Raw genomic sequence first — 24,864 nt, 5'->3', positions numbered from 1 at the left:
GCGATTATTTCTTCGCTTGTTTCTCTGCAAGACGTTTTTCCCAGAAATCCGCACCCTTGATACCTAGGGCTTTTGGATCGAAGGTGTATTCTTCAACGCCCGCAGCTTTTTGATCTTCATAGTCTTTCAAGGCTTTCATCGTTGGACGAGCCATAAAGAAGATCACGATGATACCGACGATGTTCAACCATGCCATCAAGCCAACGCCAACGTCACCTAGGTTCCAAATGTAACCAGCAGTATTCACTGTACCGTAAGCTACCATGAACATAATCAATAGCTTAACCAGTGTTAGTGGTACATGTAGTTTTAGCGCACGGCGAAGGTAGGCCACGTTTGTTTCTGCGATGTAGTAGTACGCTAGAATCGTCGTGAAGGCGAAGAAGAACAGTGCAATACCTACGAAGATAGAACCAAAGCTACCAAAGATGCTTTGTAGTGCCATTTGCGTAAACGCAGGCGAAGCAATGATCACATCCGCTGGTATGTTTTGGACAATGAACTGACCGTCAGGTAGAGAGCCTTGTACGTTGTATTGCTGTGTGATCAGGATCATCAATGCAGTCGCTGTACATACGAATAGTGTGTCTACGTAGACAGAGAACGCTTGCACTAGACCTTGTTGTGCTGGGTGTTCTACTTCCGCTGCTGCCGCTGCGTGTGGACCAGTACCTTGACCTGCTTCGTTAGAGTAAACACCACGTTTTACCCCCCAGCCAATCGCCGCACCAAAACCTGCTTGTGCAGAGAAGGCATCCGAGATGATAAGGCCGAAAATGCCAGGAACTTGATCAAGGTTTAGGAACACAACGATCAGGGCCATGATGATGTAACCCATCGCCATAAATGGCACGATGACCTGAGTGAAGTTTGCGATACGTTTGATGCCGCCGAAGATGATGAATGCTAGTACCACTAGGATTACTGCAAGTGCCACCATCTTAGTTGTGCCGACTTCACCGAAAGACGTCGAGAAGATTTCACCTGGGCCAAACACCTGTACAACTGCGTTACCAACAGAGTTTGCTTGGATACCTGGAAGGAACACGCCACAAGCGATGATTGAGGCTAGGGCAAACAATACGCCCAACCATTTCATGCTTAGGCCTTTTTCAAAGTAGTATGCTGGGCCACCACGGTATTGGCCGTTATCATTTACTTTGTAAATCTGACCTAGCGTTGACTCCGCGTAAGCGGTGCTTGCGCCTAGGAAGGCAACGACCCACATCCAGAACACAGCACCAGGGCCACCAAAACCAATTGCAGCAGCGACGCCAGCGATGTTACCTGTACCAACACGACCTGAAAGAGATACCGCTAACGCTTGAAAGGAAGAGATGCCTTTTTCAGATGGCGTCGAACTAAATAGCAACGACCACATTTCTTTAAAGTGACGAACTTGCGCAAAGCGCGTCAAAATTGAGTAAAACAGACCTGCGCCCAAGCAGAGGTAAATGAGGGCAGGGCTCCAGATGACTCCGTTAAGGAAATCAATGAAATCTTGCATAGACGTTCTCCTGTGATGATCGCTCATAGAGCGCTTTCTAATTGTTGTGATGCAAATTGTCGCTAGTATTCAGCAAATTGTAGTTTACGCCTGCCCTGAACAAGACATTGTGTAAACTTTTGGATGCATTAAGCACAAGTTGTGTAAATGAAAGGTTGGAATCTAACATGCAGACTGCTTTTTGAACATTTGACTAATTGGCACAATGTGTTGCTAGTTGATCCTATTTGAGAGTCAAATGGTTTTAAGAATGAGATAAGTTTAACGTGTCATTCATAGGTGAAATCGCTTAAATTATTTCATTTTAGTCAATAAACTGTTTTGTTATTAAGTGTTTATTGTTAATAAAGGGAGGTCTAATATTGGTCTAAACAGAACGTTGCAAATTTCTTCAGGAGTCCAGTATGTCTAAAGTCGCTTTTGTTTCTCATGGCGGTGGTCCAATGCCAGTCCTAGGAGATCCTAGCCACGTACAGCTTGTAGCAACAGTAAAAGATCTCACACAACTATTGCCAAAGCAGCCTTCGGTCATTGTGATGATCAGTGCGCATTGGGAAACCACGGGTTTTGAAATAACAGCAGGGGCTACTCCCGATTTGATTTACGATTACTATGGATTTCCGGAGGCGTCTTATCAACTTCAATATCCGGCCCCTGGTGCACCACAGTTAGCGCGCGATATCGCTGCAAAAATGGAGGCGCAAGGTACCCACATTCGCTTGAATGAAAGTCGTGGCTTTGATCATGGTATGTTTATCCCGCTGATGTTGATGTATCCAGACGCCAATATTCCGGTGCTGCAGATTTCCTTGGCGAGTTCATTGAACCCAGTTCAGCATTGGGAGTTTGGTGAGCGGCTGGCTAAGGTACTACCAGAAAATGCTGTGGTGATCGGTTCAGGCTTTAGTTTTCACAATATGCGTACCTTCTTTGCACCAAAAACGGTGCAAATTAACCATGATGTGCACGTGTTTCAAAAATGGCTAGACGACACTGTAACCCGCTCTGATGTGAGTATGGCAGATGCCAAAGCTCGCTGGGCCAAATGGTCAAGTGTCGAGGGCGGGCGTTTTTGTCATCCACGTGAGGAGCACTTGATTCCCCTGATCGTGTGTCACGCGGTGGCGCAGAAGCAGGGACAGTCAATCCCATTTACCGCACTGGATGTAGAAGCACGTCATTTCATTTGGTAGTGGCTCTTGCAACAAGTTTCTCTCTTTGATTTGCCCGCGACGCTACGGTGCGGCGTTTTTTTTGCATGTGAAAAGCCTCAGCGCTCCGATAGCCTAGTGTATAGTGGGCGTTAGCTGATTGGCGGCTAGCGTTGCAGCGCAATGCTGTTGCAACATAGCGTCGATACACTGTCAAAAAACCTTCCCTAAAGTAGAGGACGATAGCAATGCCAACTCCATCAGAACAGCTATCCACGACCAAGATGGCCTCTTGCCTTGAACTCAAACAGGGCATTTTGTACCACATGCGCTACACCTTAGCGCTGCGAGCGGAGCAAGCCAGCCTTCGAGATTGGTGGTTGTGTTTATCCCTTGCGGTACGGGATCGTATTATCGACGATATGGTGACGACGCAAACCCGTCATAACGAAGACAATGTGCGTCGTCTCTATTACTTATCGATGGAATATTTGATGGGACGTATGTTGATCAATAATGTGCACAACGTCCGTGTGTTTGAAGAAGCGCAGCAAGCCATCAGTGAGTTGGGATTGTCATGGGATGAAGTATGCGATGTAGAAATAGACATGGGATTAGGCAATGGTGGCCTAGGCCGTCTCGCGGCGTGTTTCCTTGACTCTTTAGCGACTTTAGATCTACCTGCCATTGGCTACGGTATTTACTACGAATTTGGCCTCTTTAAACAAGAGTTCCAAGACGGTAAACAGATCGAGCACCCAGATACTTGGATTAACTACGGTACACCCTGGGAATTGATTCGCCCAGAATACGCGCAAACCATTCAGTTTTATGGGCGTGTAGAAGAGTCCTATGACAGCTTTGGTAACTATCATCCACGTTGGGTGGATACGAAAAATGTCTTGGGCATTCCCCATGATATTCCGGTGGCAGGCTATGACACCAAGACCGTGAACTTCTTACGCCTGTGGTCGTCGCGCTCGACCGAAGATTTTGACTTGGACGAGTTCAACAAGGGTGACTACGTAGAAGCGGTGCGTTCTAAAGCCATCGGTGAAACCATTTCTAAGGTCTTGTACCCCAACGATAAAAATGAAAACGGCAAAGAGCTACGTTTAGTGCAGCAGTACTTCTTTGTCGCCTGTTCGCTGGCTGACATCATGCGCCGTTTTGAGCGAGGTAATGGCGCTGATTGGGACAAGCTTCCAGAAAAGGCCGCGATCCAATTAAACGATACCCACCCAGCCATTGCGGTGGTGGAGTTGATGCGTATCTTGGTGGATGACAAGCGTCTGCACTGGGATCATGCTTGGTCATTGGTGACGCGTATTTTTGCTTACACCAATCACACACTGTTACCAGAGGCTTTAGAGACGTGGAGTGTAGGGCTGTTTAAAAAGGTATTGCCGCGCCATTTACAATTGATCTATGAAATTAATTACCGCTTTATGGCAGAAATAGAGCAACGTTGGCCAGGACGAGATGATATCAAGGCTGAGTTGTCGATCATCGAAGAAGGCGCCCATAAAATGGTGCGTATGGCTCACTTAGCTGTCGTGGGGAGCCATAAAGTCAATGGTGTCGCGGCACTGCATTCCGAGCTGTTGAAAACGCAACTGTTTGCTCGCTTCCATGAGTTTTACCCAGATAAATTAACCAATAAAACCAATGGCATTACACCGCGTCGTTGGTTGCTGAACTGCAATCTAGGTTTAGGTAAATTATTCGCGCAGTATGGTATCGAAGCCGATTGGCCCAAAAATCTTGAGCGTCTACGTAAGCTGGAACACTACGCTGACGACAGTGACTTCCAGTTAGCTTTTATGGCGGTTAAGCACCAAAATAAAGAGCGTTTGGCGGATGTCATCAAGGCTGAGTGTGGTGTAGAGGTCGATCCTAATGCCATGTTTGATGTGCAGATTAAACGTTTGCATGAGTACAAACGTCAGCATTTAAGTCTGTTAAATATACTGACTCAGTACCACCGTTTGTTAAATGAGCCTGAACGCGATGTTGTGCCGCGAGTGTTTATCTTTGGTGCTAAGGCTGCGCCTGGTTATGGACTGGCGAAAACTATTATTTATGCCATCAATGCAGTCGCCAATGTGATCAATAATGACCAGCGCATCCGTGGCAAACTAAAAGTCGTGTTTCTACCGAACTATCGTGTATCCCTTGCCGCTAAGATCATCCCTGCGGCGGATTTGTCGGAGCAGATTTCCACAGCGGGTAAAGAAGCTTCGGGTACCGGCAATATGAAGCTGGCGCTGAACGGCGCGTTGACCATTGGTACTCTGGATGGCGCGAACGTGGAAATCAAGGAAGAGGTAGGCGATGACAACATCTTTATCTTTGGTTTGAAAGTAGAAGATGTGCAGGCGTTGGAGCATCAGGGTTACTATCCATACGACTACTACCATGGCGATGAAGAGCTAAAAAATGCGTTGGATTGGTTGTGTTCGGGCTACTTTAGCCCAAATGACCCGCATGCCTTTGATGAGATTCGTAGCACTTTGTTAGATCATGGTGACCGCTTTAAAGTGCTGGCCGATTACCGCGCTTACATTGATTGTCAGGATCGGGTATCAGACGCGTATCGTGATCAAGCCCGTTGGGCCAAGATGGCGATCCTTAATACCGCGCGTATGGCGAAATTTTCGTCGGATCGTACTATTCAAGAGTACGCCGATGAAATCTGGCATTTACCGGCTTGTCCGATCGCCTAACAAAGGCGATCAATAGCGAGGGCTACAAGTATTCGTTACGAATGGCTTGGTAGGTGCCATTACGTTTGATGGCTTGTAGTCCTTGATTGAATTCCTGCATTAGCGAGCGTGCTTCTGGGTTCTTTTTACTAAAGCAAACATGTAGAGGAACCAATGGCTCAGAGACGATGTTAGTCACTTTGAGTTGCTTATGAATGCCTTGTAAGCGCGCTTGGTACATCGCAGGGTAATCAGATACATAGAACAGGTCGCTAGTATCATTGATCACGGCATTAAGTCCGTCACTGATGGAGCTGATTTGTTGGTGAGGTATATTCAGTTCCAACAGTTGCTGCTCCATGTCCCAGCCTTTGACCGCTACTACCCGGTAATCCATCAAATCGTAGACACTTTCGATCGCGTGAGTATCGAGTTCGGTACGACTGATGACTGCACGATTTGTGGTGCTCAATTCGTCACTAAACAGCATAAAGGAAACCCGTTCTGGTCGGCGAGAACAGGAGACGGTGCCAAGCGTGCTGCCCGCTTGCATGCCTTGCATGATAGATAGCCATGGGCGACTGACAAATTTAGTGTCGATATTCCGTTGCGCGAAGGCCTCTCGTACGATGCGGATGTCCATCCCTGAGATAGTGTTTTCCATAGGCGAGATGATGATATAAGGCGGAAAATTAACAACCGGAATTGTAACCGTTTGCCCCCAAGCACTTACATGACAACTGAATAGAACGGACAACAGCAAAGACTTTTGCACTCGCTGAGAAAACACAGAACCCCCTTTGAATAAGTCGTCCTAGCCTGTCTTAAGTAGAAAAATGCAAACAATGTTCAAGGACGCGATAAGATAACACAGAGTAAGGAAAAATTGACAGCAATACTGGCGCTTTTATGACCGAAAAGTGCGTTATAAAGTGATGAAATGGGGTCATGAAAAGAGCGAAGAAGAGAGCCTCTTCTTCGCTCTTAGTGAGTTACGAATGAACCCAGCGTGATTACAGTGACATGACGATTCGACCAGTGATCTCGCCTTTTTCCATGTCCTGGAAAATCTCGTTAATATCGTCGAGTTTCTTCTCTGTAATGATGGCTTTGACTTTTCCGCGAGCGGCAAACTCTAAGCATTCTTCAAGGTCTTTGCGTGTACCAACAATTGAGCCTACGACACTCACGCCATTCAAGACCGTATCAAAGATTGGCAGTGGCATATCCTCTGGTGGTAGACCCACCAACACACATTTACCGCCGCGACGCACTACATCGTAACTTTGACGGAAACCAGCTTTACTAACGGCGGTACAAACACTGCCGTGCACACCGCCCGTTGCGGCTTTGATGTCAGCTACTACGTTATCGGTCATAAAATCAAAGAAGTATTCAGCGCCCAGAGAGGTGGCTAGTTTGCGTTTGGCATCGCCGGTGTCTACGGCAACCACACGTAGGCCCATCGCAACAGCGTATTGCACCGCCAAGTGGCCAAGGCCACCAACCCCGAACACTGCCACCCATTGACCTGGTTTCGCGTCAGAAACTTTTAGGGCTTTGTAGGTGGTGACGCCAGCACAGAACAGTGGCGCTGCATCAACGTAATTAAGGCCTTCAGGAACTTTTACCACGTAGTCTGCGTGTGCAGCGCAGTATTCCGCGTAGCTACCAGCAACCGAATAGCCTGCATTCTGCTGAGACATACATAGGCTTTCTTGGCCTGCTAAACAATACTCACAGTGACCACAGGCACTGTACAACCAAGGAATACCGACACGATCACCGATGTTCAAGTGAGACACTGCACTGCCAACTTCAACAATTTCACCCACTCCTTCATGTCCTGGAATAAGGGGTAAGGTTGGTTTTACGGGCCAGTCGCCGTGACAAGCGTGTAAATCCGTATGGCAGACGCCGCAGGCGTGAATTTTGACTAAGATTTGATGCGGTTCAATGGTAGGCTTTTGTACATCTTCAATATTTAGAATTGAGCCAAAAGTATTGGCAACAGCAGCTTTCATAACATACTCCCTTAATTATTTTTAGCAGCGGACACATGGCGAAAATTAACTACCGCTGCTATCTAACTTAGCGAAACGTGTGAGAAAGACTTGTTTCCCAGTCCAAATTTGTTGTCTCTGAGTCCAAATATGCACATATCATGCGTTGCATAGCCTAAGAGGGGTGTTTAATGTCTATCACATTGCTGAGTTTGTTAGGGGTGATTGCTGCCGGTACTTATATCCAAACCGCGACCGGTTTTGGCTTTGGCTTGATTGTCATGGGTGTCGGTGGGGCGTTGGGGCTGCTGCCAATTGCCGATCTTGCTTTTATTGCGAGTACTTTAAGTCTCGTTAATGGGGTGTCCGGTCTCTACGGCGGTGTTTGGCGTCACGCAATGTTTCGACAAATGTTGGTGTTCTTGATGGCGGCGCTGCCAATGGTTGTCGTGGGACTGTATTGGCTTAATCATCTTGGTCAGTTTGGGTTGAATGCGCTACAGGCATTGCTTGGGGTCGTTATGATTCTGGTCTGTGTCAGCTCTTTGTTGCGCCCTGAGCCCCGAGCAACGCAATCACCTGCTTGGCATTTTGGCCTAAGTGGTGCTTTTGCAGGCGTGCTTAGTGGCCTATTCTCTACGGCTGGGCCACCTATCTCTTATCTGATGTATCGCCAACCTGTGGAGCTAGTGGTTATTCGTTCGACGTTACTCAGCGTATTCTTGGTACTTGCCAGCTTTCGTACTAGTACTGCGATGTTTAACGGTATGGTGACGGAGGCCATGTGGACGGTAAGCTTTATTGGTGCCCCCCTTGTGTTACTTGGCACCTATGTCTCGCGTCGTTATTTGTTGTCAATGGTTCCTGCCAAAGCGGTAAGGCGCTTGGCAATGTCAATGTTGTCGTTATCTGGGCTGATTTTGCTAATCAAGGCGCTTTACTAGCGCCTTGATGGACTTGCTGAGGTTGATTAAATGACACCTAACTCAACCAGTCGTTCATGTAGGTATGAGCCTGCCGTATGGCGCTCAGACAGCTTGACGTCTGGACGTGGGTGCAGAAAAAGCGGTAAGGAAATGCGTGCTTTTGTTTTATCAGTACCTTCTGGGTTGATCACACGGTGTGATGTAGAAGGAAAGTAACCTGCAGAAGCTTCTTGCAGCATGTCGCCAATGTTGACGATTAAGCTGCCAAAGTCGCAAGGCACATCCATCCAACTGCCATCTTTGAGTTTGACCTGTAATCCCGGCTCATTGGCGGCGGGCAAAATAGTGATTAAGTTAATGTCTTCGTGAGCGCCTGCACGAATGGCCCCCAACTCTTCGTCACCTTTTAGTGGGGGATAGTGCAATACGCGTAATAGGGTTTGATCACTGTTTTCGATCATGCTTGAAAGAGGTTGCGAGTAGTGATGGGCGATGTCTGTAGGCGTGTACTGCTCGATCCAACCTAACAATTCTTCGGCCAGCTGATTGGCTTCTTGGTAATACTGTGCCAATTCAGCTTTGTATTCGGTTGGACATTGCCCCCAAGGGTAGTAGTGGAAGTATTCTTTGATGTCTTTCTTGCTATGTCCTTTGGCGGTTTCTGACACCTCCGCTGGAAAATAACCATCTTGAGTGCCAAGGTTATAACGATAGTGATGTTTGTCGTCACTATTAAAAAAAGTGTGCCAGTGGTGATAGATATCGGACACTAGCTGTTGGCGAATAGGATGATTTTTAAGGACACCAAAACCTGTTTCGCGTAGCGATTTAACGAAGTCTTGGGCGGCGCTTGGGCTTTGATAATCAACGGCTTCTAAAGTCATTGGAGTTTCCTATGTGTAGATCCGATTGGGCTTGAGCATAGCTCAGCCAAAGAAAAAATAAATTGACGAAAATAATAGGAAACAGCCTAAGAAGACCAGCCGCTGTGAAAAAAGTAGCGTAGATCGATGGTCTCTTCTAGGTACTGGTCGCGCCATACTTCCAAACAAATTTGTTGCGATTTGTCTTGCAAGAGAAAATCCTTAACTGCGTTAAAGGGTACGTTATAGTGCCATAGTTAACCAAATGATCAACTTTTGGTTATGGTAACAGCATTTTTTGCAAAATGAAGGTTAATTCAGGTAAAAGATACTTATTGGTGGGCAAATGCACCGATTGTCCTATACTGGCACTACGGTCCTCGATTTTCAGTGTTATTGAGAAAGAGCGATTATTTACGATCGAGGAATTCAGACGCGAGCTCTTGCGTCGTTTCAAACAGAGGGCGTTTTATATGACGAACACATTTCAATCGTTAAAGAATCATTTTTTGATTTCTATGCCGCATTTGAACGATCCGAACTTTGAGCATACTGTCGTTTATCTGTGCGAACACACTGATACGGGGGCGATGGGCGTAGTCATTAACCGTCCTTCCAGTATTGATTTTGGTGAGTTGGCCGAGCATCTAGGTATGTCGATAGCGTTACCTACATTAACCGCTGAGCCTGTTTATATCGGTGGGCCAGTCGAATCTGAGCGAGGTTTTATTCTACATACCAGTGATAAGCATTGGGGGAACACACTTAAAGTGACCGATGATGTCTGCTTATCTGCGTCTCTGGAAACGCTTGAGCACATTGCAGCAGGGGACGGTCCACAATCGTTTTTGATTACGCTAGGTTGCGCCGGTTGGGAAGAAGGGCAGCTGGAAAGCGAGATCGCCAATAACGATTGGCTGGTGTGCGAGGCGGATTTAGACGTATTATTTAACACTCCCAGTGATATGCAGTTTACCGCAGCAACAAAAGTTTTGGGACTGGATATGAGTTTATTGTCGCCGGATATAGGACACGCTTAATGACTGACACGTCGAATTTACAGACGTCAACGAACCCCAATACTGCTATCGCGGTATTGGGGTTTGATTTTGGTACGACCCGTATTGGGGTTGCCATTGGCCAGAGTTTAACTGGACAAGGGCGTCCATTAGCGCCGTTAAAAGCCAACGATGGTATTCCCAATTGGGATACTATTTCTGCCCTAGTAGAAGAGTGGCAACCGGATGCCTTTGTGGTGGGGTTGCCGCTTAATATGGACGGTAGCGAAAATGAGATGTGTCAACGGGCACGAAAATTCGCCAAACGTCTGCATGGACGTTATAACCGTCCTTACCATATGATGGATGAACGCCTTTCGTCTTACGAAGCAAAAGGGCAGGTCATTGCTCAAGGCGGAAACCGAAACTTTAAAGAGAATTCAGTAGATGGATTGGCAGCACAAATGATCTTAGAGTCATGGTTTGCCCAACAGGCCAGTGCATCGGATTTATGAACCAAGGATAAGCAGCACATATGACGTTGGATCTAAACAAAGCGCTTAACTCAATGAAGCAGCAATTGGCTGAATACTGTCAGCAGCAAAACATTGAAAACCCTATCGTGGTAGGGATTCATTCTGGTGGTGTTTGGGTCGCCAATGAGATTCTTGATGCCGTGCCAACAAACGAAGAGCTGGCTACGCTAGACATTACTTTTTACCGTGATGATTTCACCTTTGCGGGCTTGCATCCGCAAGTGGGGCAGACCAATTTGCCGGCCATTGAAGATCGCCATGTGATCTTGGTAGACGATGTCTTGATGTCAGGTCGTACGATTCGTGCCGCGATGAATGAAATCTTCGACTTTGGTCGACCTGCAAGTATTACCTTGGCGATTTTGTTTGATCTGAACAGTCGTGAACTGCCGATTCGCGCTGACATCGTCGGCGAGCAGCTGACTTTGGCGGAAAATCAGCGCGTGAAGTTATCGGGGCCGACGCCATTAACGGTTTCTGTGATTGAAACCCACTAAAATTGGCCAGTACGCTTTATTTTTTAAGCAACTCATACGACAATTAGAGCTTGGATACAGTGGTTCGCTAATAACGTGATGTTTGGCGACGTAAAGTGCCAAATCGCCTATCTAGCCCACGAATGCCCGGTCGTAGCATATTGCCTACGCCGGGCATTTTCCTATCATACATAGTGATTGAGGAAAGCAAACTATGATGCGATCCGACCCTCGGGCGTTACAGCTAAACGAACAAGGTCAACTAAAGCACTTCCTAACTCTGGATGGCTTGAGTAAAGATATTTTGACGGAAATCCTCGACCGAGCCGAGTCGTTCCTTTCAATGGGGGAACAGTCCGTTAAAAAAGTACCTCTGCTACGAGGTAAAACCGTTGTAAATCTATTCTTTGAAAACTCCACTCGTACTCGTACCACATTTGAGTTAGCTGCTAAGCGCTTATCTGCTGACGTGATCAACTTAAATATTGCTACGTCAGCCACCTCAAAGGGCGAATCACTACTAGACACGCTACAAAACCTGCAGGCGATGCAGAGTGATATGTTTGTTGTGCGCCATCAAGATAGCGGTGCGCCGCACTTTATCGCAGAGCATTGCACGCCAAATGTCGCCATCATTAACGCAGGCGATGGCCGTCATGCTCACCCAACACAAGCTATGCTAGACATGCTGACGATTCGTCGTCACAAGGGCAAATTTGAAGGTCTAAAAATCGCGATCGTTGGTGACATTCTTCACTCGCGTGTAGCTCGTTCTGAACTGCATGCCATGAAAACCCTAGGCGTCGAAGAGGTGCGTTTAGTCGGCCCCAAAACCTTGGTGCCTGAATTCTTCCGTGATATGGGGGCAACCATTTGCCATGATTTGAAGGCAGGTCTTGATGATGTCGACGTCATCGTTATGTTGCGCCTACAAAAAGAGCGTATGGCAGGTGCCTTGCTACCGAGTGAAAGCGAGTTCTACCGTTTATATGGTCTGACAGAAGAATCGTTAGCTTGGGCGAAGCCTGATGCAATCGTTATGCACCCTGGCCCGATTAACCGTGGCGTTGAAATTTCCTCGGAAGTAGCGGATGGTGATCAAGCGGTGATTCTTGATCAGGTGACCAATGGTATTGCAATTCGAATGGCGGTCATGTCGATGGCCATGAGCGGTCAAGTTCAAGAGCAACAGGCAGTAGGGGAAGAGGGCTGATATGAAACTTCGCATTAGTAATGGTCGTGTAATCGACCCAAGCCAAAACCTAGATGCGGTTGTTGATCTGTTTATCGAAGACCATCGTATTGTTGCTATCGGTGAAGCGCCATTAGGCTTTGATGACGCGGAAGTGGTTGATGCTACTGACAAATGGGTGTTGCCAGGTCTGGTGGATACTGCTGTTGCGCTACGTGATCCGGGCTATTCCCAGAAAGGCACTATTGCCTCCGAAGGTCGAGCCGCGGTGTCTGGGGGGGTGACGACTTTAGTTTGCCCACCCAATACAAAACCAATCGTTGATACACCAGCGGTGGCGGCCTTGATCCAAGATAAAGCCGATGAAGCAGGCATGGCCAACGTATTTCCTATTGGAGCTCTGACGCAAGGTTTACAAGGTGAGCAGCTGAGCAACATGGTAGCCTTGACCGATGCCGGTTGTGTGGCGTTATCAAACCACGGTCGAAGCTTAGCGAGCAATCGTGTGTTGTCTCGTGCGCTGGAGTACGCCGCAACTCATGATTTGTTGGTGGTCTTCCACCCAGATGATCCAAGCTTGTCAGAGGGCGGCTGTGCTCACGAAGGCGTTATGTCTACGATGCACGGTTTAGCAGGGATCCCTGAAACGGCAGAAACGATTGCTCTGATGCGAGACCTGCTATTGGTTGAGAAAAGCGGTGTACGTGCTCACTTTGCGCGCTTGTCGTGTGCTAAATCTGTGGAGATGATCGCCAATGCTAAAGCGGCAGGCCTAGATGTGACCTGTGATGTGGCGCTACATAATCTATTGCTCACGGACGAAGTGTTGAAAGAGTTCGATGGTCAATTTCATGTGTTGCCACCACTACGCTCTGAAAATGACCGCTTAACCTTGATTGAAGGTTTGAAAACAGGCGTGATCAATGCCATCTGTTCAGATCATCAACCCCATGAAAAAATGGCAAAAGTTGCGCCATTCGCGGCGACCGAACCCGGTATGGCGAATGTTGAAGTATTGTTGCCTCTAGCGCTGCGTCTGATGGATGAAGGGGATTTGGAATTAGGGCAGTTGTTGACAGCTCTGACATATGGTCCAGCGGCTTGCTTCGGATTGGAAGCGGGCTCTTTGGCTGTGGGCAGTTTTGCCGACTTCGTGATCTTTGATAGCACAGAGAAATGGATTTGGGATCAAAGTACGCGTAAATCCAAAGGGTCTAACTCAGGCTTCGCTGGCGAACAGATGATCGGACGAGTCTGTCAAACCTTTATTTCGGGGCAACGAGTATACACTCTAAATTAGAGTGTCGTGATTAGACTCTGATTTAATGGTAGAGTTACCTGATTGATAGCGTGTGCACAAACTGTGCACGCGCTACGCTTTAACTATTTCGGATCGGAGTTTATGAAAATAGAAACTAAGGACGCGATTCTGCAGGATGCCCCGCTTTTGGAAGCCGTTCATGAGTCTTTGATTCAAAGGGAATTTCTATTACAGCTACGCAAGATTGATCATGTCTTACTAGGACATGTTGCCAGCAGCACTAACTTCATGTCTTACGTTGATCAGATTGTTTCCAGTATATGCGATTTGCTCACCAGCAATATGCGTCCCTGTGTATTTTGGTGTGACAAAGATCTCACTCAATGGCGTGTTTTAAATTATAAAGACTGGCCTGAGCTGTCAGATTCTCTCGGTAATGTTCGCCATGTCCCCCAACCGTTAGCAACCTTTGTTGCAAGCCCATCGCGACCGTTTGCCCGTGAACATAATTTATCTGCTCGCGCAGACTGGAATCGTTGGCAGGATGTATTAAACGAGCATTTTCTCGACACTTGTGATTTAGTCAGCGTGCAAGACGAAGATAAAAATTGGATCACTTTCTGCTTGTTTTCCGCAAAACTTGCCGCAGAGTCTGAGCATCGTATGCACTTTTGGGCCGTGGATCAGATCATTCACTCTATTCCCCAATGGCTCAATGCAATGGTGGCACGGATTAAAACCGATGCGCGTTTACAAGAGCATACCAATGAAATCACAGGCTTGTTGCAGCCTCACGCGTTTGATCATGCGTTTGATATGATGCTGCGCGATGCGCGCCGTTATTTTCAGCGTTTGGCGTTTCTCTCTGTCTTGGTGTCAAAAGATGCGCAAGTGGATGAGTTGAAGTTGCTATCCGATACCTTGCGCGACACCTTACGTGACAACGACTTATTGGCCAATATCTCGGACTATGAATTTATCATGGCGATGCGTATTAACCAGTTAGACGATGCTCCGATTGTCGCGCAAAAAGTGCAAAAGGCACTACAAAAAGCGGATCCTAATCAGGTATCGGTACTCAGTGGCGGTATTAAGATTGGTGTTGCTCTTTATCCCGAGCAAGCGAATCAGAATAAATTGTATCTGGCGTCATTGGCCGCAGCTAATGCCGTCACAGAGAACGTTGGCTATCGTTTAGAGTACTACGGTAAGTTTGTCAAAGACCTAGATGAAGCCTACGATGAGTAAGCAAAAGGAAAGAGGTTAGCTTGTGAGCGTCGCTGATAATTTACAAGAAGTGCGTTGTGAAATAGCTGAAATAACGCAACGCTTTGCACGCCCTGCAGAAAGCGTGCGTTTGCTGGCTGTCAGTAAAACCAAGCCAGTAGAAGATATTCTTGCGGCGTATGCTGCTGGTCAGCGCCTGTTTGGCGAAAACTATGTACAAGAAGCGGTAGATAAGCATCAACAGTTATCCTCCTATGCTGATATTGAATGGCACTTTATTGGCCCTATTCAGTCCAATAAGTCACGACAAATCGCGGAGACCATGGCCTGGGTGCATACCATTGACCGCGATAAGATTGCTCGTCGTTTGAGTGAACAACGACCTGCTGATATGCCACCTTTGAATGTACTCATTCAGGTTAATATCAGCGATGAGGCGTCTAAGTCTGGGATTTCCTTAGATCAGCTAGATGATATGGTTAGCTTGGTCATGGCGTTGCCAAATCTGCGTTTGCGTGGCTTGATGGCTATTCCTGCCCCGCAAGTCAGTGAAGCAGAACAAATTCAAGTTTATCAGCCGCTTAAGCAAGCTTTTCAAGCCTTGCAGCAGCAATATCCAGATGTTGATACTTTGTCCATTGGTATGTCTGGCGATTTGGCTGCTGCCATTGCTTCAGGCAGTACCATGGTGCGTGTGGGAACGGCTATTTTTGGTGCCCGTAACTACGCATAAACGCACAGTCTATGCACACAGCCCAAGTTATAGAAATATAGGTGAAAAATGAGTTTAAAAATTGCATTTGTAGGTGTCGGAAATATGGCATCTGCAATCATTGGTGGCTTGCGTGCAAGCGGTTACGCAGGTGAATCCATTGTCGGTAGCTCGATCAATGTGGGAGACCATAAAAACATTGAGCAGCGCTTTGGTATTACCATGTATGAAGACAACAAAGATGCCGTGGCGCAGGCCGATGTAGTGTTTTTGTGTGTGAAGCCAAATATGTTGCAAGCAGTAGTGGAAGATTTTGCTGACGTGGTGCGTGATGACCAGCTGTTTGTGTCCGTAGCCGCAGGTATTGAAATCAGTGCCTTAGAAAAGTGGCTGGTGAAACCTGTGTCAGTCGTGCGCTCAATGCCAAATACACCTGCCTTGGTTGGCAGTGGTATGTCAGGCTTGATTGCGAACAGCCGCACAAACGAAGAGCAAAAAGTTTGGGTCTCGAATGTGTTTGATAGCTTCGGCAGTCACGTTTGGGTGATGAATGAAGAGCATATGCACACTGTCACAGCGTTATCAGGCAGTGCGCCAGCCTACTTTTTCCGTGTTTTAGAAGTCATGATTGACGCTGGTAAAGCACAAGGTTTAGACGAAGAGACTAGCCGTAAGCTGTCGACTTATGCCATGAAAGGTGCGGCGGCGATGGTCACTACACTGGATGACGATATTGCACAGTTGCGTCGTAATATCACTTCGCCAAATGGTACTACTCAAGCGGCACTTGAGGCTTTGGAAGAGCAGGGTATTGAAGCGTTGATAACAGCGGCAGTTGACGCATGTGCTAAACGATCTAAAGAACTTGGCGAAGAGTTTGCCAGTAAATAATTTAAGGTAGGTGACAAAATGATGATGGATAATCCATTAATTTTGATCGTAAAAACACTTGGCAACTTATATTTATTTATCGTATTGCTGCGCTTCGTGCTGCAATTAAGTCGAGCAGATTTTTACAATCCGATTAGCCAAGGTATTGTGAAAGCGACCAGTCCGTTATTGAAACCTTTGCGTAAGGTCATTCCCTCCATTGGGCGTGTGGATACCTCGTCAGTAGTGCTGGCGTTGGCAGTGCAGGCTGTTATCCTTGCTATTTTGATGGCGATTGTTGGTTATCAACTGTCAGCGATACACTATGTGATTTACACACTTGCAGGCGTGGCCTATCACTTGTTGGATTTGTATTTCTGGGCCATGCTGATTTCAGTGATCCTAAGCTGGGTTGCGCCCGGTTCGAGTCACCCTGGTGCATTGTTGGTCATGCAAATTTGTGAGCCATTGTACCGTTTTTGTCATCGATTTATCCCTTCGCTTGGGGGCTTTGATCTATCGCCAATCTTTATCTTTTTGGCAATTACTATATTGAAACAGTTCGTCGCACCATTCGTAATTTAGAAAATGGGCCACTCGCAAGGGTGGCCCATTTGAGTAGCGCTGAATATTCTTATATGATGCGCAGCCAGAAGGTAAGCCAAGAATCGTCGGGTTCTTTACATAAAACTAACTTGGACCAAAGCTATGAGTACAATCGCAGTTTACCCAGGCACATTTGACCCGATTACCAATGGTCACACAGATCTTGTGGAACGTGCGGCGAAACTGTTTCCAAAGGTTATTGTTGCGGTAGCGGCAAGTCCGAAGAAACGACCTGTATTGGCTCACGATGTGCGAATTCAATTAGCAATGGATGTGCTGGCACATTTAGAGAATGTAGAAGTACTTGGCTTTGATAATCTGCTTACGGAATTTACCCGTTCGGTAAATGGTCAGGTCGTTGTGCGTGGTTTACGCGCGGTATCGGACTTCGAGTATGAATTTCAATTAGCCAATATGAACCGTGTTATTGCGCCGGATGTTGAAAGCTTGTTTCTGACGCCATCAGAAAAGCACTCTTACATATCATCCACATTGGTGCGTGAAATTGCTTCGTTAAATGGTGACTTCGGTATGTTTGTTCATCCTAAAGTGAAACAAGTGTTGACCGAACACTATCAAGCAGCCTCTGCCGCGAAGCGTTCTTGATTTTATGAGTGCCAGTTGTTGGCATTGGATTTATTAGGAGAGCAGCATGTCTCTAATGATTACTGATGAATGCATCAACTGTGATGTATGTGAGCCAGAGTGTCCAAACGAAGCAATCAGTCAAGGCGAAGAAATCTACGTGATTGATCCGTCTAAGTGTACTGAATGTATTGGTCATTATGATGAACCGCAATGCCAGCAGGTCTGTCCTGTTGACTGTATTCCCCATGATCCTAACTTTAAGGAATCGGAAGAACAGTTGATGGAAAAGTATCTCGTTTTGACAGGTCAGCTGTAATAAAAAATGCCAAGCTTTTGCTTGGCATTTTTGTTTCTAGAGCCGCTTCTGTGTACCTAGCGCGCGTTTTCTAAAAACATCTGTTGTACTTGCTCTACCGACGGTGATAATTGATCTTCACCAATCAATAGGATAAGAGCGTTCAAACTGATGAACTCGCTAGATTTTGGATGGGTAATGATTTTCCCCATGGTGTCTTCAAAGCCAATGGCCGTACCAAAATCTCGCTGAATCAATTCGGTGACCACATCTGCCCAGCGCACGTTATACAAGGAGACATTAATGCGAACCGTGTGATCGCCTTGATAACGGAATAAATCTTCTAATACTTGTTCGGTGCCAGGGGCGACCAAAGAGCGCACCAGCATTTCTGGGTAGGCGCGAATCGGTCGAATCACAGCTTTAGCCCCTGACTGACGAAAACGTTCGCGGTTGGCATCATCAATCGCTTCCGCCAAAATGAACGCCTGTGTGCCGATTTCCTTGATACGGTGAAGTACGTCAAACACTAAACTGTCACTGTGTGCATCGAGGCTATCAGGGGAAAGTATAACGATGAACTTGGCATTCGCCACGCCAGCGCTATTGAGCATGCCTGGGGTCGTGGCATCCCCGGTGTGATGAACGACGCCTTGAGCGCGCAGGGTTTCTGGTAGGCCTTCAGGGAATTTGGGGGTGAGGATTTGAATCGGCACATCATCGATACCTGGTGTATTACAGACTTGTTGTACCAGTAAGCTTAGATAGCGTTCTGTGTTGGTAGTAGGTGTATTAATGATTAAAAGGTGATCTTGCATATCGCTCCACTCCAAACGTCCCTTAATCTTCATTTCTTTGCGCATCAAGCGAATTTCAACGTAATCACTGGCAATCTGTGCCAATAGGGTAATGCCTAAGCCATAAATGAGGACGATAGTGGTGAATTGTCCCCAGAAGGTGGCTGCCGAAATGTCGCCATAGCCAGTGGTGCTGGCAGACGTCATGGTCAGCCAGAATGCTTGCCACCAGTCGAGATCTTCAAAGTAGACCATGGCAACGCTGTGTGCCGCGACAACACTGGCGAGCATCACAAAACGACGTTTTAGATCTTTTACGGCGTGCAGGTGCACTTGTTTGCGGTAGCGTAAACGTGAACGGTTTCTATGATGAATCAGCTTTCCTAGCACCATAATCCTATCTCTTTAATCTGAGCTGGGCATTGCATAATCCAGTTGACGCCATGACTCGTAAACCATCACGGCAACCGTATTAGACAAGTTCAAACTACGTGAACCAGCCTGCATCGGCAAGCGTAAGCGCTGACTGAAAGGTAAGGCTTCAATGAACTCAGCGGGTAAGCCACGAGTTTCAGGGCCGAACACCAATACGTCGTTAGCCTTAAACGTCGCTTCAGAATGCGTATGACTGCCTTTGGTCGTTAAGGCATAGATGGTACCTAGCTGCCCTTCGTTTTCAGCTATGAACGCGTCCCAGTTGTTATAGCGTTTCACATTCGCCAGCTCATGATAGTCTAGACCTGCACGGCGAACCTTTTTTTCATCTAAATCAAACCCAAGCGGTTCAATTAAATGCAGTTTGTAGCCGGTATTAGCGCACAAACGAATTACATTACCGGTGTTAGGTGGAATTTCTGGTTGGTATAGAACAATGTGTAACATGCGAACATCTCCTTAAGATGTTGTTATCATACCAGAGCGCGCTAATTTACTAACTTAACAATAAAAATTTTAAAAAAGTGTTGACGGGTTCAATGAGTTATCTATAATACCCCGCACTTGCCCAGATAGCTCAGTCGGTAGAGCAGGGGATTGAAAATCCCCGTGTCGGTGGTTCGATTCCGCCTCTGGGCACCATTATTCAAAAAGCCAACTGCTAGTTGGCTTTTTAGCAAGAATACGGTGTCTTAGCCGTTGCAAGTTTTGCCCAGATAGCTCAGTCGGTAGAGCAGGGGATTGAAAATCCCCGTGTCGGTGGTTCGATTCCGCCTCTGGGCACCATTGCTACAGAAAGCCTCGCTTAAAGCGAGGCTTTTTTGTTTCTGCTCTTCCTGTCTTTCTGTCGCTCCGTTTTCCTTGATTTGCTTACACATTATTTCAACTTTCCTTATGTTTAAATTTCCAGTTTTGCTATATTTCTAGCTTTACCGCGGTAGTGTTGTGTCCCGAGTGATTTTGGGGCAAAGCTTGATATCGCTTAGATGGATAGGGATTGAAGGAAGGTAGTAGCGCAAATGACGCACGTCTTAAAAGTGATTCTTTTAACGGCTTTAGGCTACTTTGTGGCTGGCTGGGTTGGGCAAATATTTGCGGTGCCGCCTGGCTACGCTACGGTTATTTGGCCTGCCTCCGGTGTCGCCATTTCGGCTTGTCTTCTATTCGGATATACACCCGCTCTCGGTGTGTTTCTAGGTTCAGCGCTTGTTAATATTTCCATTGGTTACAGTAACTCTAGTGAAATCCACGTACTAGTGCCGATGCTTATTGCAGCAGGCAGCACGCTTCAGACGCTAGTGAGCTATTCTCTGGTGCGTATGATGATTGGTAGAAAACTCGAATTCTACAATATTCGTCATGTGCTGAGTTTTATTGTGCTGGCTGGGCCGGTAGGCTGTTTGGTCAGCGCCAGCATCGGCTCAATGATTCTTTATAACTACGGCATTATTCAGAGTGAGCAAGTACTTCTGAACTGGCTAAGCTGGTGGCTTGGAGACTCTGTTGGTGTCATTGTGGTCGTACCTTGGCTTGCCGTACTTTTTCGAAAGCAGTTTTCTGTGTACTACGATCACCCTATCAGAGTATTTCTAGCACTCTTTATCGTGTTTCTGACGACCGCTATTCTTTCTGTATCAACTGCATATTTTGAGCTGAATAAGCAGCGACAAGCGTTTGAGTCGAATGCCGATTTAAATTCCACTCTGCTTAGTGAACGTATCAAAAACTCGGTCGACATTTTATACAGTTTGGCGGGGTATGTTCGTGGTAGTGGCGAGGTGACGCTGCAAGAGTTCCAAGACTTTAGTGACAGTGTTATGAGCCAAGATCGGGCGATTAAAGCGCTGTCTATCAACCATGTTCTGGAAGCTCAGGATTTAGCGGCGTATGAAGCCAAGATGACTGAATTGTACGGCTTTCCGTTTGCGGTGAAGCAAAAGAATGCTGCGGGTGAGATAGAGCCGGTGGGATCACGTGATCGATATGTCTCAGTTGGTCTTATCTATCCGCAAGAGCAAAACATCAAGGCATTGGGTTTTGATGTCTATTCTGAAGACTCTCGTCGCGCAGCAATTAAAAATGCGATTCGTTTGAATGCTGCGATTCCAACATCTGCGATCAGGCTGATTCAAAATACGAAAGCCGTATTGATGTTTTTGCCGACCTATAAACATCACAAGTTGTATGCTTTAGCTACGGCGCTGTTTGAGATTGACGATATATCTTCGCGTATTCTTGAGCGCAATTCGCTGCCCAATATAGAGGTCTATCTGGTGGATCGGCAGGTGAACCAAGCACCATATATATTGGCAGCTAGTGCCAATGCCTCTATGTCTATTGAAGCCTTGATTCAAGGGTTAAATGAGCACACTTTCCCTGCTATGCATCGAGCAATGATTCCTGTAGGCGCACACCGCTGGGAGCTGGTGCATATTAGTCACTCGAAGTTTATTGAGCAGCCTTGGAGCACGCACTTTGTTTTAGTGGGTGGGTTATTTGTGGCGGGATTGCTGGGCTGGGTGCTTAGTTTGGTATTTAGCCATGCGGCACAGGTTGAACGACAGGTTGCTGCTCGTACTAAAGAGCTGTCACAAGCGAATAATGCCTTGCGCGAGTCCGGCGAAAAGCTGAGACAGGCCACTTTAGAGGCGCAGGAAGCGAATCAAGCGAAAAGTCGCTTTTTGGCCAATATGAGCCACGAAATTCGGACGCCGTTAAATGGCATGCTGGGCAGTCTGTCGTTGTTGCAAGGCAAAGTGCATAACAATGAACAACTGAAGTTAGTCGAGCTGGCTCATCAAAGTGGAGATGCTCTACTGGACCTAGTTAATGACATCTTAGACTTATCTAAGATTGAGGCAGGGGAGCTGGAGCTGGAGCCACAGTTCTTCGATCTGCAAGATTTATTAGAAGATATTGCTAGCCTAATGCGCTTAAAGGCAGAAGAGAAAGGATTGAGCTTTATTGCACCAAGTACGTTATTGCCAGAGTGTATGGTATTTGCTGATCGCTTGCGTGTACGTCAAGTGATGCTAAACCTAGTCGGCAATGCGATCAAGTTTACTAACTCAGGAGGTTCGGTACGCTTGGTTGCCGAACAAGTCATGCGGGAGCAAGATCGAGCGACTTATCGAATTGCGATCATCGATACGGGAATCGGGATTTCAGATAAGCTGCAAGAGCGTCTTTTCCAGCGTTTCAAACAAGCCGATACTTCGACAACTCGACGTTATGGTGGCACGGGACTTGGTCTAGCAATTAGCAAAGAGTTAGTTGAGGCGATGGAGGGCCGAATTAATGTGGAAAGTCAGCTTGGCCAAGGCGCGAACTTCTGGTTTGAACTAGATGTGAAACTACAAGATAAACCGTCAGCTGATGTGGGTGAGGTATGGCGTTCGCTTGGTAAGGTGTACCTGATTAGTCAAATGGAGTCGGATTTGCCTTATCTGAAGGCGCTATTGGCTGAGTGGCAATGCGATGTGGTTTATTTAAGTAGTACTAGCCAACTGACAGATGTCTCGCCTCATGATGTGATTTTGCTGGATGAGCATATGATTGATGAGCAGGGGCGCGAGGCGCTAACGCATGTCCGAGCTCAAGTGATTGAATTGGTGGGGCAAAGTAAGCAGTCTAAACTGACAGAAGAATACACCATTGCATCGGTTTATAAACCGGTTCACCGACGAGCCCTGCGAGCTGCGATTGAGAATGCGTTACTGCAGGATGAGAAATTTGAGGATTCAGCTGAGGAAGAGTCGCCTAAGCCTATGACGGATGCTTTAGTGCTTTTGGTTGAAGATAACCTTACTAATCAGATCGTTGCGAAGGGGATTCTAGGATTATTAGGCTTAACGGTTGAGGTCGCAGAAAATGGTCAAGTTGCGTTGGACATGCTTACCTCAAAAGCCTATGACTTAATCTTTATGGACTGCCAAATGCCAGTGATGGATGGCTATGAGGCAACGCGAGCTATCCGTGAGCTTGGCCCGCAAAGTGCAACCCCTAAAGATGTTCCTGTGATCGCCCTGAGTGCCAATGCCATGAAAGGGGATGATCAACTATGCTTTGATGCTGGCATGGATGATCATGTGGCGAAACCTATCTCAAAAGATCGCTTGGCGGAAGTTGTTGGATACTGGTTGGATAAAAAACACAGCTGTAATTGATGACTAACTGTCATATGCGCTCCATAGATTTGCTGTAATTTAGTTGAACTCAGTTAAATAACGTGTGGATGAGGCTCTGATTAAAATGAAAGGAATACTCGCAGTATTGTTGCTGGTCAGTTTCGTTAGTCCTTGTGCGCAGGCTGGCAAGATTATTTTTACATCCAATGTCCCAGAGCTTTATGCTCAAGAAAACGGCTACTCTCTCGCGAAAATGTCGGCATTTGTACAGCGTTTAAAGCAAGGTACGGAGCCTGTCTTATTCATTCATGGAGGCGACAGCTTGTCCCCTAATTCTTTATCTGTCTATGATAAGGGCGTGCATATGATCTCCATTATGAATGCCATGATGGTTGATGTGTTGGCGGTCAATCGTCGCGAATTTAACGATGGCATAGATCAGGTGACCCTTCTGAGTTCTCAGGCCCAATTTCCAATGGTCCTGTCTAACTTGCACGATCGTCGCACTATGAGCGATGTTGAGGGCCTTCTTCCGTATGTCATTTTGCCGCTAGGGAATCTTAAAGTGGCAGTGCTTATGACGGTTTCAGAAAACATAAACTCTACTTTTTTATTTAACACCGCTGTTGTTTACGAAGACGCCGAGCAAATTAATCGCAAGATACATCAAGCGCGTTTAGAAGGTGCCGATAAGGTGATATTAGTCACCGAACGAGACTACTTAAAAGCGGTTTCAGTAGATCGATTACAAGGGGTTGATTGTATTCTTGTTACTCAGGATGTAGAGGACCATCAAATACAGGACCATCCATTGATGGTCGCTTCGGGTGGAGTGGATGATGAAATGGTTGTGCTTAATGTATCTGATGAGAGCATTTCTGCTGAAATTGTTCATACCGCTCAAGAGGAACCTGATGCGTCCTTGAATCATGTGATTAGTCGCTTTACCAATCAGCTTGATGTGGTGCTAGATAAGCCGCTAACGACGCTAGCAGGTCCGATGGACTCATTGCGAGAAACGCTTAGAAGTGCCGAGTCAAGCTTCGGGAATCTGGTTTTGGATGCAATTAGACATTACACCCAAGCCGATTTCGCAGCAGTCATTGGTGGCAGTATGCGAGGGTATCGCACTTACGAAGCTGGTTATCAGCTGACGCGTCGAGATGTGCAACGAGAGTTACCATTTGGCGGTACGGTGCATGTGGTTAAGGTGAGTCCGACAAAACTGAAGCAGATTTTAGAGCATGGTGTTTCCGTTGTAGAAGACAGTGATGGGCGTTTTTTACAGGTTTCAGGCTTGCGTTATAAATACGATGCCAGTCGTCCTATCGGTCAACGCATTGTCTCTATTTCAGACGCTTTAGGGAAACCCTTAGCTAAGGCTGAGTATACCCTAGCTATTTCAGATTATATGTTGCATGGCGGAGACGATTATGATTTCAGCGATGTCCGTGAAGTATCGGATGAAGTCAGTAGCCAACGCTTAGTTTGGAATGTGGTATCAGATTACTTGGAGCAATTTGATGCCATTACCCCCTCTCTTGATGGACGTATTGAAAACCTTACGCCTGTCCAATAAAGGCTTATGT

The 24,864-nt window shown here is 46.7% G+C and carries 22 protein-coding genes and 2 tRNA genes; 18 read left to right on the top strand and 6 right to left on the bottom strand.

The window, feature by feature from the left end; all coding sequences use genetic code 11:
• Window positions 1–4: 4 nt before the first annotated feature.
• On the bottom strand, window positions 5–1,507 hold the full coding sequence (locus ASC49_RS14830) for an alanine/glycine:cation symporter family protein (RefSeq protein WP_055464033.1): 1,503 nt from the start codon (window positions 1,505–1,507) through the stop codon (window positions 5–7).
• A 404-nt stretch (window positions 1,508–1,911) separates the two neighbouring features.
• Here ASC49_RS14830 and ASC49_RS14825 point away from each other — a divergent pair, with 404 nt between their 5' ends.
• Window positions 1,912–2,700 carry a DODA-type extradiol aromatic ring-opening family dioxygenase gene (locus ASC49_RS14825; protein ID WP_055464032.1) on the top strand — a complete coding sequence of 263 codons (789 nt, stop codon included), beginning with the start codon at window positions 1,912–1,914 and terminating at the stop codon, window positions 2,698–2,700.
• Between the two features lie 206 nt (window positions 2,701–2,906).
• Complete coding sequence (locus ASC49_RS14820) at window positions 2,907–5,384, top strand: glycogen/starch/alpha-glucan phosphorylase (RefSeq protein ID WP_055464031.1); 2,478 nt, start codon at window positions 2,907–2,909, stop codon at window positions 5,382–5,384.
• 22 nt (window positions 5,385–5,406) lie between these two features.
• Here ASC49_RS14820 and ASC49_RS14815 read toward each other — a convergent pair whose 3' ends face one another.
• Entirely contained in the window at window positions 5,407–6,153 is a 747-nt protein-coding gene (locus ASC49_RS14815) for a transporter substrate-binding domain-containing protein (RefSeq protein ID WP_055464030.1), read from the bottom strand.
• A gap of 223 nt (window positions 6,154–6,376) precedes the next feature.
• Window positions 6,377–7,387 (bottom strand): alcohol dehydrogenase AdhP, encoded by a 1,011-nt coding sequence (gene adhP / locus ASC49_RS14810; protein ID WP_055464029.1) that lies wholly within the window; start codon window positions 7,385–7,387, stop codon window positions 6,377–6,379.
• A gap of 170 nt (window positions 7,388–7,557) precedes the next feature.
• On the opposite strand from adhP, the gene ASC49_RS14805 reads away from it, so the two are divergent.
• Window positions 7,558–8,310, top strand: coding sequence for a sulfite exporter TauE/SafE family protein (locus ASC49_RS14805; protein WP_055464028.1), 753 nt, complete (start codon window positions 7,558–7,560; stop codon window positions 8,308–8,310).
• 26 nt (window positions 8,311–8,336) lie between these two features.
• On the opposite strand, the gene ASC49_RS14800 is transcribed toward ASC49_RS14805, so the two are convergent.
• Window positions 8,337–9,176, bottom strand: a complete 840-nt coding sequence (locus ASC49_RS14800) for a 2OG-Fe(II) oxygenase family protein (RefSeq protein ID WP_055464027.1) — start codon at window positions 9,174–9,176, stop codon at window positions 8,337–8,339.
• 452 nt (window positions 9,177–9,628) lie between these two features.
• Between ASC49_RS14800 and ASC49_RS14795 the strand changes: the two genes are divergently transcribed.
• From ASC49_RS14795 to ASC49_RS14745, 11 genes are all read left to right on the top strand, one after another.
• Complete coding sequence (locus tag ASC49_RS14795) at window positions 9,629–10,195, top strand: YqgE/AlgH family protein (RefSeq protein ID WP_055464026.1); 567 nt, start codon at window positions 9,629–9,631, stop codon at window positions 10,193–10,195.
• Window positions 10,195–10,668 (top strand): Holliday junction resolvase RuvX, encoded by a 474-nt coding sequence (ruvX, locus tag ASC49_RS14790; protein WP_055464025.1) that lies wholly within the window; start codon window positions 10,195–10,197, stop codon window positions 10,666–10,668. Before ASC49_RS14795 ends, ruvX begins: the two co-directional genes overlap by 1 nt.
• 20 nt (window positions 10,669–10,688) lie before the next feature.
• Window positions 10,689–11,186, top strand: a complete 498-nt coding sequence (gene pyrR, locus ASC49_RS14785; RefSeq protein WP_055464024.1) for a bifunctional pyr operon transcriptional regulator/uracil phosphoribosyltransferase PyrR — start codon at window positions 10,689–10,691, stop codon at window positions 11,184–11,186.
• Between the two features lie 193 nt (window positions 11,187–11,379).
• The gene (locus tag ASC49_RS14780) at window positions 11,380–12,378 is read left to right on the top strand and encodes an aspartate carbamoyltransferase catalytic subunit (protein WP_055464023.1); all 999 of its coding nucleotides are present in this window, start codon (window positions 11,380–11,382) and stop codon (window positions 12,376–12,378) included.
• Window position 12,379: 1 nt separating this feature from the next.
• A complete protein-coding gene (locus ASC49_RS14775; RefSeq protein WP_055464022.1) occupies window positions 12,380–13,657 on the top strand; it encodes a dihydroorotase in 1,278 nt (425 codons plus the stop codon).
• A gap of 102 nt (window positions 13,658–13,759) precedes the next feature.
• On the top strand, window positions 13,760–14,866 hold the full coding sequence (locus ASC49_RS14770; RefSeq protein ID WP_055464021.1) for a GGDEF domain-containing protein: 1,107 nt from the start codon (window positions 13,760–13,762) through the stop codon (window positions 14,864–14,866).
• A gap of 22 nt (window positions 14,867–14,888) precedes the next feature.
• Complete coding sequence (locus ASC49_RS14765) at window positions 14,889–15,578, top strand: YggS family pyridoxal phosphate-dependent enzyme (RefSeq protein WP_055464020.1); 690 nt, start codon at window positions 14,889–14,891, stop codon at window positions 15,576–15,578.
• A gap of 48 nt (window positions 15,579–15,626) precedes the next feature.
• Entirely contained in the window at window positions 15,627–16,448 is an 822-nt protein-coding gene (gene proC / locus ASC49_RS14760; RefSeq protein ID WP_055464019.1) for a pyrroline-5-carboxylate reductase, read from the top strand.
• Between the two features lie 18 nt (window positions 16,449–16,466).
• Window positions 16,467–17,012, top strand: a complete 546-nt coding sequence (locus ASC49_RS14755) for a YggT family protein (RefSeq protein WP_245624735.1) — start codon at window positions 16,467–16,469, stop codon at window positions 17,010–17,012.
• Window positions 17,013–17,135: 123 nt separating this feature from the next.
• On the top strand, window positions 17,136–17,639 hold the full coding sequence (gene coaD / locus ASC49_RS14750) for a pantetheine-phosphate adenylyltransferase (RefSeq protein WP_055464018.1): 504 nt from the start codon (window positions 17,136–17,138) through the stop codon (window positions 17,637–17,639).
• A 46-nt stretch (window positions 17,640–17,685) separates the two neighbouring features.
• The gene (locus tag ASC49_RS14745; protein ID WP_055464017.1) at window positions 17,686–17,937 is read left to right on the top strand and encodes a YfhL family 4Fe-4S dicluster ferredoxin; all 252 of its coding nucleotides are present in this window, start codon (window positions 17,686–17,688) and stop codon (window positions 17,935–17,937) included.
• A 56-nt stretch (window positions 17,938–17,993) separates the two neighbouring features.
• On the opposite strand, the gene ASC49_RS14740 is transcribed toward ASC49_RS14745, so the two are convergent.
• Complete coding sequence (locus ASC49_RS14740) at window positions 17,994–19,106, bottom strand: potassium channel protein (RefSeq protein ID WP_055464016.1); 1,113 nt, start codon at window positions 19,104–19,106, stop codon at window positions 17,994–17,996.
• Window positions 19,107–19,118: 12 nt separating this feature from the next.
• Complete coding sequence (gene trmL, locus ASC49_RS14735) at window positions 19,119–19,595, bottom strand: tRNA (uridine(34)/cytosine(34)/5-carboxymethylaminomethyluridine(34)-2'-O)-methyltransferase TrmL (RefSeq protein ID WP_055464015.1); 477 nt, start codon at window positions 19,593–19,595, stop codon at window positions 19,119–19,121.
• A 119-nt stretch (window positions 19,596–19,714) separates the two neighbouring features.
• On the opposite strand from trmL, the gene ASC49_RS14730 reads away from it, so the two are divergent.
• From ASC49_RS14730 to ASC49_RS14715, 4 genes are all read left to right on the top strand, one after another.
• Window positions 19,715–19,790: transfer RNA gene (locus ASC49_RS14730), tRNA-Phe, on the top strand.
• A gap of 68 nt (window positions 19,791–19,858) precedes the next feature.
• Window positions 19,859–19,934, top strand: a tRNA-Phe gene (locus ASC49_RS14725).
• Window positions 19,935–20,167: 233 nt separating this feature from the next.
• On the top strand, window positions 20,168–23,314 hold the full coding sequence (locus ASC49_RS14720) for an ATP-binding protein (protein ID WP_055464014.1): 3,147 nt from the start codon (window positions 20,168–20,170) through the stop codon (window positions 23,312–23,314).
• An 85-nt stretch (window positions 23,315–23,399) separates the two neighbouring features.
• A complete protein-coding gene (locus ASC49_RS14715) occupies window positions 23,400–24,854 on the top strand; it encodes a bifunctional metallophosphatase/5'-nucleotidase (protein ID WP_082443855.1) in 1,455 nt (484 codons plus the stop codon).
• Window positions 24,855–24,864 lie beyond the last annotated feature (10 nt).

Origin of the sequence: Marinomonas fungiae, assembly GCF_001418205.1 — a bacterium.
Classification (GTDB): domain Bacteria; phylum Pseudomonadota; class Gammaproteobacteria; order Pseudomonadales; family Marinomonadaceae; genus Marinomonas; species Marinomonas fungiae.
Note: the sequence above shows the minus strand (reverse complement) of the source record. Positions and strands in the feature narration are given on the sequence as shown.

Coding starts and splice junctions, on each gene's coding strand:
- ASC49_RS14795 (WP_055464026.1), top strand. CDS start 9,629: ATGACGAACACATTTCAATCGTTAAAGAATCATTTTTTGATTTCTATG.
- ASC49_RS14825 (WP_055464032.1), top strand. CDS start 1,912: ATGTCTAAAGTCGCTTTTGTTTCTCATGGCGGTGGTCCAATGCCAGTC.
- ASC49_RS14780 (WP_055464023.1), top strand. CDS start 11,380: ATGATGCGATCCGACCCTCGGGCGTTACAGCTAAACGAACAAGGTCAA.
- ASC49_RS14820 (WP_055464031.1), top strand. CDS start 2,907: ATGCCAACTCCATCAGAACAGCTATCCACGACCAAGATGGCCTCTTGC.
- ASC49_RS14720 (WP_055464014.1), top strand. CDS start 20,168: ATGACGCACGTCTTAAAAGTGATTCTTTTAACGGCTTTAGGCTACTTT.
- coaD (WP_055464018.1), top strand. CDS start 17,136: ATGAGTACAATCGCAGTTTACCCAGGCACATTTGACCCGATTACCAAT.
- ASC49_RS14830 (WP_055464033.1), bottom strand. CDS start 1,507: ATGCAAGATTTCATTGATTTCCTTAACGGAGTCATCTGGAGCCCTGCC.
- ASC49_RS14800 (WP_055464027.1), bottom strand. CDS start 9,176: ATGACTTTAGAAGCCGTTGATTATCAAAGCCCAAGCGCCGCCCAAGAC.
- pyrR (WP_055464024.1), top strand. CDS start 10,689: ATGACGTTGGATCTAAACAAAGCGCTTAACTCAATGAAGCAGCAATTG.
- ASC49_RS14775 (WP_055464022.1), top strand. CDS start 12,380: ATGAAACTTCGCATTAGTAATGGTCGTGTAATCGACCCAAGCCAAAAC.
- trmL (WP_055464015.1), bottom strand. CDS start 19,595: ATGTTACACATTGTTCTATACCAACCAGAAATTCCACCTAACACCGGT.
- proC (WP_055464019.1), top strand. CDS start 15,627: ATGAGTTTAAAAATTGCATTTGTAGGTGTCGGAAATATGGCATCTGCA.
- ASC49_RS14755 (WP_245624735.1), top strand. CDS start 16,467: ATGATGATGGATAATCCATTAATTTTGATCGTAAAAACACTTGGCAAC.
- adhP (WP_055464029.1), bottom strand. CDS start 7,387: ATGAAAGCTGCTGTTGCCAATACTTTTGGCTCAATTCTAAATATTGAA.
- ASC49_RS14715 (WP_082443855.1), top strand. CDS start 23,400: ATGAAAGGAATACTCGCAGTATTGTTGCTGGTCAGTTTCGTTAGTCCT.
- ASC49_RS14770 (WP_055464021.1), top strand. CDS start 13,760: ATGAAAATAGAAACTAAGGACGCGATTCTGCAGGATGCCCCGCTTTTG.
- ASC49_RS14805 (WP_055464028.1), top strand. CDS start 7,558: ATGTCTATCACATTGCTGAGTTTGTTAGGGGTGATTGCTGCCGGTACT.
- ASC49_RS14740 (WP_055464016.1), bottom strand. CDS start 19,106: ATGGTGCTAGGAAAGCTGATTCATCATAGAAACCGTTCACGTTTACGC.
- ruvX (WP_055464025.1), top strand. CDS start 10,195: ATGACTGACACGTCGAATTTACAGACGTCAACGAACCCCAATACTGCT.
- ASC49_RS14745 (WP_055464017.1), top strand. CDS start 17,686: ATGTCTCTAATGATTACTGATGAATGCATCAACTGTGATGTATGTGAG.